At 67.4% G+C, this 11,442-nt stretch carries 13 protein-coding genes; 5 read left to right on the plus strand and 8 right to left on the minus strand.

Annotated features, from left to right (window positions below; all coding sequences use genetic code 11):
* The coding region (gene serS, locus VG502_RS03030) for a serine--tRNA ligase (protein WP_325548548.1) at positions 1 to 1,276 on the minus strand (1,276 nt) is incomplete at its 3' end.
* Between the two features lie 92 nt (positions 1,277 to 1,368).
* Here serS and VG502_RS03035 point away from each other — a divergent pair.
* A complete protein-coding gene (locus tag VG502_RS03035; RefSeq protein ID WP_325548549.1) occupies positions 1,369 to 2,283 on the plus strand; it encodes a diacylglycerol/lipid kinase family protein in 915 nt (304 codons plus the stop codon).
* A complete protein-coding gene (locus tag VG502_RS03040) occupies positions 2,280 to 2,738 on the plus strand; it encodes an SRPBCC family protein (protein WP_325548550.1) in 459 nt (152 codons plus the stop codon). The genes VG502_RS03035 and VG502_RS03040 overlap by 4 nt, the downstream gene beginning before the upstream one ends.
* A gap of 59 nt (positions 2,739 to 2,797) precedes the next feature.
* On the opposite strand, the gene VG502_RS03045 is transcribed toward VG502_RS03040, so the two are convergent.
* The 4 genes from VG502_RS03045 to VG502_RS03065 form a co-directional block, all read right to left on the minus strand.
* On the minus strand, positions 2,798 to 3,385 hold the full coding sequence (locus tag VG502_RS03045; RefSeq protein WP_325548551.1) for a TetR/AcrR family transcriptional regulator: 588 nt from the start codon (positions 3,383 to 3,385) through the stop codon (positions 2,798 to 2,800).
* 169 nt (positions 3,386 to 3,554) lie between these two features.
* Positions 3,555 to 4,790: an NAD(P)/FAD-dependent oxidoreductase gene (locus tag VG502_RS03050; protein WP_325548552.1), complete on the minus strand. Its 1,236-nt coding sequence runs from the start codon at positions 4,788 to 4,790 to the stop codon at positions 3,555 to 3,557.
* 7 nt (positions 4,791 to 4,797) lie between these two features.
* Entirely contained in the window at positions 4,798 to 4,989 is a 192-nt protein-coding gene (locus VG502_RS03055) for a ferredoxin (RefSeq protein WP_325548559.1), read from the minus strand.
* Entirely contained in the window at positions 4,989 to 6,500 is a 1,512-nt protein-coding gene (locus VG502_RS03065) for a fatty acid desaturase (RefSeq protein WP_349255595.1), read from the minus strand. The genes VG502_RS03055 and VG502_RS03065 overlap by 1 nt, the downstream gene beginning before the upstream one ends.
* 170 nt (positions 6,501 to 6,670) lie before the next feature.
* Here VG502_RS03065 and VG502_RS03070 point away from each other — a divergent pair, with 170 nt between their 5' ends.
* The gene (locus VG502_RS03070) at positions 6,671 to 7,465 is read left to right on the plus strand and encodes a class F sortase (RefSeq protein ID WP_325548553.1); all 795 of its coding nucleotides are present in this window, start codon (positions 6,671 to 6,673) and stop codon (positions 7,463 to 7,465) included.
* A 597-nt stretch (positions 7,466 to 8,062) separates the two neighbouring features.
* Here VG502_RS03070 and VG502_RS03075 read toward each other — a convergent pair.
* The 3 genes from VG502_RS03075 to VG502_RS03085 form a co-directional block, all read right to left on the minus strand.
* The gene (locus VG502_RS03075; RefSeq protein ID WP_325548554.1) at positions 8,063 to 8,677 is read right to left on the minus strand and encodes a hypothetical protein; all 615 of its coding nucleotides are present in this window, start codon (positions 8,675 to 8,677) and stop codon (positions 8,063 to 8,065) included.
* A gap of 375 nt (positions 8,678 to 9,052) precedes the next feature.
* The gene (locus VG502_RS03080) at positions 9,053 to 9,331 is read right to left on the minus strand and encodes a hypothetical protein (protein ID WP_325548555.1); all 279 of its coding nucleotides are present in this window, start codon (positions 9,329 to 9,331) and stop codon (positions 9,053 to 9,055) included.
* Between the two features lie 142 nt (positions 9,332 to 9,473).
* On the minus strand, positions 9,474 to 9,830 hold the full coding sequence (locus VG502_RS03085) for a hypothetical protein (RefSeq protein ID WP_325548556.1): 357 nt from the start codon (positions 9,828 to 9,830) through the stop codon (positions 9,474 to 9,476).
* A gap of 24 nt (positions 9,831 to 9,854) precedes the next feature.
* On the opposite strand from VG502_RS03085, the gene VG502_RS03090 reads away from it, so the two are divergent.
* On the plus strand, positions 9,855 to 10,247 hold the full coding sequence (locus tag VG502_RS03090) for a hypothetical protein (protein ID WP_325548557.1): 393 nt from the start codon (positions 9,855 to 9,857) through the stop codon (positions 10,245 to 10,247).
* Between the two features lie 76 nt (positions 10,248 to 10,323).
* The coding region (locus VG502_RS03095; protein ID WP_325548558.1) for a DUF222 domain-containing protein at positions 10,324 to 11,442 on the plus strand (1,119 nt) is incomplete at its 3' end.

Here is an 11,442-nt window from a genome sequence, read left to right on the forward strand (position 1 = left end):
GGAACGGCTGCAGCGCGGCCGGCACCCGCACCGACCCGTCGGCCTGCTGGTGGTTCTCCAGGATGGCGACGATCCACCGGGTGGTGGCCAGGGTGCCGTTGAGCGTCGCCACCGGGACGGTGCCCTCGCCGTCGCGCATCCGCACCCGCAGCCGCCGGGCCTGGAAGGTCGTGCAGTTGGAGGTCGAGGTCAGCTCGCGGTAGCGGCCCTGGGTCGGCACCCACGCCTCGCAGTCGTACTTGCGCGCGGCCGAACCACCGAGGTCACCGGCGGCGACGTCGATCACCCGGTAGGGCAGCTCGAGGTCGTCCAGCAACCGGCGCTCGATGCGCAGCAGGTTCTGGTGCTCCTCGACCGCCTGCTCCGGGTCGCACAGGACGAACATCTCCGTCTTGGTGAACTGGTGCACCCGGAAGATGCCGCGGGTGTCCTTGCCGTAGGAGCCGGCCTCGCGGCGGTAGCAGGTCGAGGTGGCGGTGTAGCGCAACGGGCCGTTGCTCAGGTCGATGATCTCGTCGGTGTGGTAGCCGGCGATCGCCACCTCGCTGGTGCCGGTGAGATAGAGGTCGGCCGACTCCAGGTGGTAGACGTCCTCGTGCGCGTCCAGGTAGCCGGTGCCACCCATCGTCGCCGGGCTGACCAGGGTCGGCACGATGAGCGGGGTGAAGCCCTCCTCGGCGGCGACGCTCTGCGCGTAAGCCATCAGCGCGTTGGACAGGCGGGCGCCGGCGCCCTTGAGGAAGTAGAACCGCGAGCCGCTGACCTTCGCGCCACGCTCCATGTCGATCGCGTCGAGCTTCTCGCCGAGCGCCAGGTGATCCAGCGGCTCGAAGTCGAACTCGCGGGGCGTGCCGACCGTCTCCAGGGTCTCGAAGTCGTCCTCGCCGCCGGCAGGGACTCCGTCGATGACGATGTTGTCCAGCTCGCGGATGAGCGCGGTGAACTCCTTGTCCTCCTGGTCGGCAGTCGCCTCGCGCTGCTTCACCCGGGCGGACAGCTCGGTCGCCCTGGCGCGGGCGTCATCGGCTTCCTTCTGGAGTATGTCGACATCCGCCGAACCGGCCTTGCGGGCAGCGTTCAACTTGCCCATGGCGGCACCGACCGCCTTGCTGACGGTCTTCTGCTCGGAGCGCAGGCTCTCGAACTCATTGATGGACGAGCGTCGCTTCTCATCGGCTGCGAGCACCTGGTCGACCAGGCCCTCGTCGGCGCCGCGGGCACGCTGGCTCGCACGCACGAGGTCGGGGTTGTCACGCACTAGCTTGATGTCGATCACGACAGGCAGGCTACGCGGCGCACCACGCGCGCGTGCAACCCGATAACGTCTGCCGAAGTTTTATGACCGGTGAGTAACGAAAGGTGGCGTCGGTGCAACGAGCCGCTGTTGTCGTCAACCCGACGAAGGTCAAGGATCTGCGGCGCCTGCGGGACGAGCTGACCGCTGTCCTCCAGGGGTACGGCTGGGCCGAGCCGCTCTGGTTCGAGACGACCGTTGCGGAGCCCGGCGAGGGTCAGGCACGCGAGGCGCTCGCGCACGGTGTCGATCTGGTGGCCGCCCTCGGCGGCGACGGGACGGTCCGATGCGTCGCCTCGGCGCTGCTGAACACCGATACCCCGCTGGCCGTCCTGGCGGGCGGCACCGGCAACCTCTTCGCCCGGCAACTCCGACTGCCGATCAACAAGTATGCCGATGCGTTGCGCGTCGGACTCTCCGGCACCGACTCCCCGATCGACGCGATCCGGATCTCCCTGGACTCGCGTGGTTCGAGCGAATTCGACTCCGAGCACATCGGACTCGTGATGGGTGGGGTCGGCCGCGACGCCGACATCATGGCGGACACGACCGACAAGCTGAAGTCGCGGCTGGGCTGGACGGCATACCTCGTGGCGGGCCTGCGCCAGCTGAGCCACCAGCTGATCCCGGCGCGCATCGACGTGCCCGGCCGGCCGGTCCTCTCACGCGACATCACCGCCGTCCTCGCGGGCAACTGCGGGATGCTGCAGGGCGGCATGAAGCTGATGCCGGACGCCGTCGTCGACGACGGGCTGCTCGACGTGGTGGTCGTCAAGGGCGGCGGAGTGCGCTGGCTGTCCGTGATCGGCAAGGTCCTGACCCGCTCCCACAAGGACTCCGAGCAGTTCACCCGGGCGCAGGTCGACCAACTGACCGTCCACGTCGGGACGCCGCAACGGGTCGAGGTCGACGGCGACGTGATCGGCACGGCGCACGCGGTCCGCTTCGCCGCAGCGCGCGGAGCACTGACGGTGCGACTTCCGAGGTGACCACCCGGCTCTTCCGCTTCGCCAGCAGTCACGGCGTCGCCGCTGCGAGGGACGCCGTCTTCGAGGTGCTCCAGGACGCGGAGCACTGGCCGCAGTGGTGGCCGCAGATCCGGTCGGTGACGCCGTATGACGACACGCACGGGTGCGCCGAGATCCGCAGTGTGCTTCCGCTGACACTCCGCATCGAGTTGGCCACGGAGCTGGTCGACGCCGAATCCGGTGTGTTACGAGCGACTTTGAGCGGCGACCTGGTCGGCTGGTCGCAGTTCGCACTGCGCGCGGACGGGCCGGAACGGACGATCCTGGACTACACGCAGGAGGTGCGGCTGGGTGTGCCGGGACTGGTCGGCCGGCTCGCCTCCTCGTTCGTCGCGCGGCCGGTGCTCATCGCCAACCATGCCGCGATGATGCGCAGCGGCATGCGCGGCCTGCAGCGGGCTGCCTCGCGACGCTGAGCGTGTTCGTGTCCGTGCGCGTCACTGTGCGGCCCGGAGCCACAGCGCGGCCCGGCGCCTCACTGGGCGGCGCGCAGTGCGGCTCCGGCGATCCACGCGATGCCGTCGGCCGTCTCCTCCGGTGACCCGCTGGGCTGGATGACGTGGCTGAGGACGGTGCGCACGATGACGTCGACCCCGACGTCCAACTGCTCCCGGTTCAACGGCAACTGGAAGCTCAGCACACCGTCGGTGACAACCTGCTTCGCGGTGTCCAGCAGTTGCGCACCATCGGTGGTGAGCAACGGCAGCAACTCCGAGTTGGCGCCGTGCGATCCGGCGATGACCTCACGGAGCAACGGGTTCTCACGGCCCAGCCGCAGCACCGCGAGCGCCGCGTCGTGGATCGCCGCCACCGGATCGTCGCCGCCGCGCTCGAAGGCGTCGACGACCTTGCCGAGGAAGACGGTCAGCTCGGCCATGACCAGGGCCTGAGCGAGGGCGGGCTTGTTGCCGAAGACGTTGTAGACCGACTGCCGGGAGACCCCCGCCTCGTCGGCCAGCCGGGCCATGGTGATCTTGGACCAGCCCTGAGCGATCGTCATCGTGGCCGCGACCCGGAGTAGGCGGGTGCGCAGGTCCTCGCCGTTCGCCGGAGCCGTGGTCACGAGCGCGAGTCTAAACATCGCGCTCGGCATGGCCGGAACGTTCCGGGAAACCGGCGCCATGCCTGGCGCGCGCCATACGACGCGATCGGTATGGCGGGGGGCCCGGCACGAGGCCGGTGCCATGCCGAACGCGTTCTCCGTCATACCGCGCGATCGGCATGGCGGTGTGTCAGACCGCGGCCGGAGTGGCCGCCTCCGTCAGTGCGGCCTCGAAGGGCGCGCGCCCGACGATGTGGCGGCGGTAGCGCATGATCTCCCGCCGTCCGTTGATCGTGAACGCGCCGACGATCCGCTCACCGCGCCGGTAGAGCGCGAGGAACCGCTCCGGCTCAGGGCGTATGACGTGGACCTCGTCGGCGGTCGGCACACCGACGAACTGCAGCCGGTGCCCGTGCCAGTCGGACCAGAAGTACGGCACGGTCTGCAGCGGTCGGGCGGCTAGGGGGTCGAGCAGGTTGCGCATGGCCGCCGCACCCTGTTCGGCGGCGCTGGTCCAGTGCTCCAGCCGCACCACGTCGCCGTCGAAGACGGACAGCGGCGCGTGGGCGACGTCGCCGGCGGCATACACCCCGGGTGCGGAGGTTGCCAGGGTCGCGTCGACGAGCACGCCACCGTCGCGGTGCAGCGCCAGTCCACTGTCGCGCAGCCAGTCGGTCGCGGGTCGGGCGCCGATGCCGAGCACGACGAGCTCGGCCGGCACCGTCGTCCCGTCGCTGAGGCTCAATCCCGTGACACCCGAACCCGTTTGGTGGATTTCGGTCACCTGGGTGCCGACGCGCAGATCGACGCCGGCGGACCGATGCAGCCCGGTGAGCACTTCGGCGACGGCCGGCCCGACCGAGCGGGTCAGCGGTTGTGGTGCGGCCTCGATCAGCGTCACCGGCAGTCCGCGGGCCCGAGCGGCGGACGCCACCTCGGAGCCGATGAAGCCGGCGCCGACGATCGCGACCCGCTTCCCCGCATCGAGTGCGGCCCGGATCGCGAGCCCGTCGGCGGCGGTGCGCAGCGGGTGCACGCCGGGCACGCCGACGCCCGGCGGCCAGGTGTTGGCTGTCGCACCGGTGGCGAGGATCAGCCCGTCGTAGTCGATCCGGCTGCCGACCCGCTCCGCACCGACGACGACCTGCCGGCCGGCGAGGTCGAGGCCGGTCGCCGGGGCGCCGACTCGGAGGTCGACGCCGAGTTCGGTCCGCAGGTGCTCCTCGGTGTGGAAGGGTTGCACCACGGCGGGGCCGTCGGGTTGCAGCAGCGCCTTGGACAGCGGTGGCCGGTCGTATGGCGCGCGCGGCTCCGCGCCGAGGAGCGTGATCGATCCGGTGAAGCCCGCCCGTCGGGCGGCCTCGACGGCACGCAGGCCGGCCAGGGAGGCGCCGACGACGACGAGGCGTCGAAGGTCCGTGGTCACGAATCCCTCAGTCCTGCATGGTCAATGCGAGCACCGGACACGAGTCGACGGCCGCCTGCAGGTCCTGCCTGCGTGACTCGTCCGGTGACGCGTCGTGGATGACGACGTGCCCCTCGGGCCCGACCTCGAAGATGTCCGGCGCCATCGCCTCGCACATCCCGAGACCCTCGCATTGGGCGATGTCCGCGACGATCCGCATCACGCCACCTCCTTCGCACTGATCGGAATGAAGTCGAGCTTCTCCCGCACGCCACAGTCCGGGCAGCACCAGGTGTCCGGGATCTGATCCCACGGCGTGCCGGCGGGGAAGCCCTCACGTGGTGCGCCGGTGCGCTCGTCATACTCATAACCGCAGCCCGGGCAACGGCCGCCGTGACCGCCGGACTGGTCGTGTGCGGTGGTGTCGCCGCCGACGATCTGCGGCGCCGGAACTGCGGCGGGGGCGGCTCCGTACTTCGCGAGGATCTTGTCGCGCTTGCACGGCGAGATGTTGGCCTGCGAGATGTCGCCGTCGAAGTGGGCGAGCACTCGTGGGTCCATCACCCGGCGCCATACGGCGGGGACTGCGGCGAGAACGATCATCCCGGCGTATCCCGTTGGCAGCACAGGGGATTCCTTGTAGTCGCGCAGCGCCTGGTAGCGGCGGGTCGGGTTCGCGTGGTGATCGCTGTGCCGCTGCAGGTGGTAGAGCAGCACGTTGGTCGCGATGTTGTTGGAGTTCCAGCTGTGGCTGGGATTGACGCGTTCGTAGCGGACCTTGCCAGGCACGCCGACCTTCTGCCGGAGCATGCCGTAGTGCTCCATGTAGTTGACGACCTCCAGCAGCGAGAAGCCGACGATCGCCTGAATCACCAGGAACGGCAACACTTCCCAGCCGAAGAGCGCGATGATCACGCCCCAGAGCACGACCGACATCAGCCAGGCGTTGAGCACGTCGTTGCCGATCCGGAAGGGGTGCTTCTCGCGTCGGGCGTAGCGCCGCTTCTCCAAACGCCACGAGCTCTTCAGCGAGCCGATGACCGTGCGCGGCCAGAACTCGTAGAAGTTCTCGCCGACGCGGCTGCTCGCTGGGTCCTCGGGAGTGGCGACCCGCACGTGGTGGCCGCGGTTGTGCTCGATGTAGAAGTGGCCGTAAAAGCTTTGCGCCAGAGCGATTTTCGACAACCAGCGCTCGTGACTCTCCTTCTTGTGACCGAGCTCGTGTGCAGTGTTGATGCCGATGCCGCCGACACAGCCGATCGAGATGGCGCCGGCGATCTTGTCGATCACGGTGAGGTTCCACGGCTCGATGAGGCGGTGCGGCAGGTTGGCCAGCGCCCAGTCGTAACCGGCGGTGTGTTGCAGCACCCAGCCGACCGGGTTGATCCCGCCGATGATCGCCATGATCGCGAAGAGTCCGGCGTACTGCAGCGGGAGGTACATGTAGACGATCCACCGGTAGTACTTGTCGTTCTCCAGCGCCTCGATCACATCGTCCGGCGGGTTGCTGCGGTCGAGGCCGGCGATCAGGTCGATCGCCGGGACGATACCGAGGATGAGGATGGGGCCGGTCCACAGGAAGACCGACCATGCCGTCAGCGAATACAGCACGTAGACGAAGACGAACGCCGACGGGATCACCAGGCCGATCAGCCAGAGATATCGCTTCTTGTCGCGCCACGCCTGGGTCGAGCCGTCGGGAACAGTTCCGGATGCATCCAGCACCGCCATGTTGTGACTCCCATCACACGAGAGGTTTACAAAATGATGTTGTTTGTAAACCTCTCGTGTCAAGGGCGATCCCGCCACGCGATATGGAACCGACCGGCGAACTCACGGGTTCGCCATACATAATCGGAGGAGCGGCCATGGCGGTCGCGGGGGTGGTTGAGGGAGTTCCGGTGGGCACACACATGAGCCGGCGGCGCACGAAGGGGACGGCCGCGATGATCGCGGGCGCGGCCATCGCGATCGCCGGAGGCGCGGTGCTGGTCCACAGCCTCGGCGACGACAGCACCGACCCGCCGACCAGCGCTGTCGGCACGACTGCGCCTGTGTCGTCGTCCACCAGCCGGCCGGCGACCACATCGCACGCCTCGGGGAAGTCCACCGGCAAGTCCACGGGCAAGCGCTCGGGTACGCCTTCGCATACTTCGAGCAGCAGCTCACGCAACTCAACGCGCGCACACAAGGCGACCGTGCTGCCGAACCCGACCAGCAACAGCACACCCGCCGTGATCGCCAATCCCGCTGGCGCAGCGTGCATTCCGAAGAGCCTGACCGTCGCGTCTGTCGGCATCGGCGGCGAGCGCGTGGTGCCGATGGGCACCAACTCACAGGGTCAGATCTACCCGCCCGCCCACACGACGATGTGGTACAACCGCTCCGCGCAGCCCGGCCAGAACGGCATCTCGGTGATCGCCGGTCACGTCACGTATGACGGCCCAGACAACTTCTACAACCTGCGCAATGTCCCGATCGGCGCGAAGGTGGCCGTGACGTGCACCAACGACAAGGTCGTCCGGCTGCGGGTCACCCACAAGGAGTCGGTGCCGAAGACCAAGCTGACCACCGACCAGCGCGTCTGGGGTGGCAGTGCGACCCCCGTCGTCACGCTCGTCACCTGCGACATCCAGTCGCCCATGGTGGCCGGGCATCACCTGAACAACTATGTCGTCTGGACCAAGCCGGCCTGAGCCCGACCGCAACGCCGTGGAGTTGCCGATGGGCGACCCGATGAGGCAGGTCGAGAGCACCGCGTCGTAGAAGATCCGTGCCCCGGGACGGCCTGGACCACTCATACGGGAGGGTGCTCGTCGGCTACTTGGCGAGGTCGCGCCCGACGTGCGGATTCACCGTCTGTGGAACGTCACATGAGACGCCCCGCGGCTTGGAAATAGTGCAGACGGTCAAGCCTTATCGGGCTTCCTGTCGTCGGGCGGATCGGCCCTACTGGGCTTGATCGCAGGGAGCGCGTCCGCGAGATTTACTACGTTGCGATACGCATCGCCACCGGCCGGTCGCCCCGTCACCGGGTCGACGGAATCGGCGTCCACAGGGGCATTGCGAGACTGTCGCACCAATCTGTCATGGGCGCGCACGGCCGCCTCCAACGCCTGGATCTCCTCCGACGCGTCCTGTCCCGAGGGTGTGGATCTGTGCTGGTCCATTGGTCGCTCTGTTTCCGTTGGTACTGGCTCTCATCGGGGGAGACACGCGGAGAGTCAAAAAGTGACGCTGCGGACGGACCGAATGGCCACCGGTCTACCGAACGGTTGCGCGACTCGGCTGCATTAGGGCGGTCCGTCGCGACAGACGCGTGCGATCAGCTGTTTCAGTCGAGCTCGGTGCGGGTGTTGGATCATGCGAAGTTCTTTGATGCTCATCACCGGAAGGTCCGGCAAGAGCTGAGCGAGCGCGGACCGCTGGCCGTCATCCATCTCGAAGGAGAGCGAGTATCCGCTGTCGTGGAAGGTGGCTATCCACGCTCCATTCCGATCGAAGACGTCGGCGTTGATCGACCAAGCAGCGTACTTCTCGAAGAGGTGCCGCTCGTGCGGGTCGGTGAGGGTGAGGTCCAGGGCCATCTGCGATCCCGGGCGTGCCCCGCGACGGGCATCGATCGCGATCAATTCCTCCTCGACGGCACGGACGTCGGGTGGCATCTGCCGCTTCCGGTCTGAGAACAGATCCACTTCGGCGCGGTTCGACAGCTCACCTAGGACGGCCAAGATCCCCGCAGTCGCCCGCACACTGTCCTCGACCTCCGTGAGGTCTTTCCCGATGCAGTACTCCACCTGCTCATGATCGAGGAGAAGCAGCTGACCTGAGAGCAGATCCGTACGAACCATCTGGTGTGTCTCGATAGACGATTTCCAACAACGAAGCGATGGCATCATCAGGGGCATGAGGCGCACACCGCGTACCCGTGGTCAGGTTCGTGTCCACGTGCTTACCGTTCTCATTGTCTCGGCGACGATGGCCCTGAACCTGACGTCGGCGGTCAGGGACCATTCACAGATCTGGACAGTCGTATGTTCGATCGCACTTGCATCTTGCGTCGGGATGCTCTGGTGGGATCTGCGGTATTTGCAGACCGTGCGCTCGGATCGTCACCGCTGACGGAAACCTGACTCATCGGCCGGCGCCGCGACAGTTTGCACCGTAGGAGTGCGCCAGCGGATACCCGCCGTGGCGTCCCGACAGACGCTCCGCAGATGGATCCTCAACTGGAGCAGCCTCGCTCTTCGGGCTGCGTATTCGCGTGCGCGAGTTGGGCGTCTTCAGGTGGCGATGCGCGTCCGTTGGATCGCAGCGTGCAAGTGTCGGATCACATCGTCGGGCATCGTTGGCCGCGGGTCGTCCTCGTCGTCGGTCCACAGGTCGCCAAGTAGGACATCAACCCAGACGGTGACCTGGGCATCGGTCGCCAATACGTGCCATGACGTGGCGCCCTTACGATCGCGGCGGCGCGTGGTCGCGTAGACGTTGTCGGCAAAGGTGTCCGCGATGAGGTCGAGCACCTGCGACCACGAACTCACCGGTGGGTGAACGTCGGTCATGGGTATGACGCTCGAGAACCAGTCGCTGACGACCGGGTCGTCAACCGCCGTACGCAAGATGCCGCGCAAATCAGTCCACTCGAGCGCAGAGTCGTGTCCCATGGCACCTCCTCGGAGCAGATCGTCGACTGAGATCCAGCGCCTAGAACCCGCCAGCGCCGAGCACCGCCGCACCGCATGCGACGAGGCCAAGCCCTCCGAGCCAGACCGCGGCCAGGTTGAGTGCGGCCGCCCACGACGAGCCGGACACCCGAGCCGTGACCAGCGCGACCGCGAACGCGATGAATGGCAGCAGGCCAGTGGAGAACAACACGAGTCCCCACACGGCGCGGCCGGTGGTCAAGAACTCCCGGTTCTCGTCCGCCGCGACATACCAGATTGACCCAAGAGTCAGCGGCAGCACAGCAAGCAACGCAGGAACACTCGCTCCCGCGGCAATAGCACCGGCACCGAGCGAACTACGCGCCACCGGCGACCGGGCACCGCTCACGATCTGCACCTCAGGATCGTAGCCCGCGAGAACATGACCGGACCTCGCTTCGATCGACAAGCGCATATCAGTGTTCGTGCTCTGCGCCGGCTGTGGTGGGCGCTGACGTATGGCGTTACAAATGACCGCGGCCAAGAGCCCGACCTCATCGCCGTCGTGGCGACGAACGGCAAGCAGGGATATGTCCACGCCGCAGAACTCGACGGCCCTGCACCGACCAGCCCCGCACAGGCGCAGAAGTGGTCACGGCAGGACCAGGGTCACATTCATTCCGTCCCGGTATACGCCAGCGATGGCACCACCAAGATCGGCGACTTCGACGTCCCGGGCATTGCCCGCACCGGCGCGCCCACATCTCGAACCCAGCAGCCGACGCCCATGAGCGCTACAACGAGTCGACCAGGAATACCGAACTTTGTTCGATGAAATGCTAGCGATTGACACCCTCTTCCAGTATCCTGTAGTTAAGCGAAAACGCTTACAGGGGAAGAGGATTCACGCCATGGACATTGATCACCAGGCAGTCCCCGACGCCCTCGTAGCGGAGCCCGGTCGCGGACCCGAAGTGCTCGCCGGTTTGCACGCGCTGGCGGGGCTGCTGGATGAGGTTCCCGGTGCGATGCACCAGCTGGGAGCCGCCGAGGAAGGCGAGTTGGTGTCGGTCCTGCTGCGGTTGCATGGCCGGTCCGCGCAAGTCGCCACCGTCGTCACCTCCGACGCCGTCGAACGGCGTGCCGTGGTCGAATCCGACGCCGCCACCACCAGCCAATGGCTGATGGGCCACCTCGCCGACGGGGTGCCGGTCGAACCGAAAACAGTCCGGGCGATGGCCTCCGTCGCCGACGCATGCCGGGCACGGAAGAACTCCGTCATCGCGGGAGCATTGCGGAACGGCGCCTGTTCGGTCGAATCCGCACGGACCGCGTTGACCCAAGCCGACAAGGTGGGACCCGTGATACCGACCGCGGGCCGGGACGAGATCCTCGGCTGGTTCCTGCAACTCGACCCTGCCCTCGGCGCTGCCGGGGTGACCCAGTTGACCCGGCGGATCATCGCGAAATTCGCCCCCGACGAACTCTCGGACAAGGACGAGAAACGAGAGAGCACCGAATCGTTGACCTGGTCCACCACCGCCACCGGGATGACCCGACTCGTGGCGGAGTTGTCCCCGGCGAACGCCGCGATCCTCAAAGAAGCGATCACTGCGAAATCCGCACCACGGCCGGCCAAACCCGCCGACGACAAGCCGGACGGAACCGACAAGGCTGGCCCGGAAGACGCAGACGACACGACCGGCGAGGCTGACGGTGCTGCGGGCACTTCCCCGGCTGGTCGTACCGGCGGGACAGGCGAAGCGTTCGGCCTCCGCACTGACAATGAGCCGCAGGAGACCAAATCGCCCTCAGGTTCGGGTGAGGCGGTGCGTGATGAACGGTCACCGGGTAAGCGGCGGGCCGACGCGCTCATGGAGCTCGTCGGGGCCGGTGCTCGGGCGGCGACCGGTGAGGGCACCCAGGCCAGCGCCGCCACCGTGCTACTGACCATGGGGCTGCAGGACCTGCTCAATGGTCACGGCGCCACCACCGCCACCGGTGACCTGGTCGATGCGGGTGCGGCTCGC

The organism is Flexivirga sp. (assembly GCF_035551235.1).
Classification (GTDB): Bacteria; Actinomycetota; Actinomycetes; order Actinomycetales; family Dermatophilaceae; genus Flexivirga.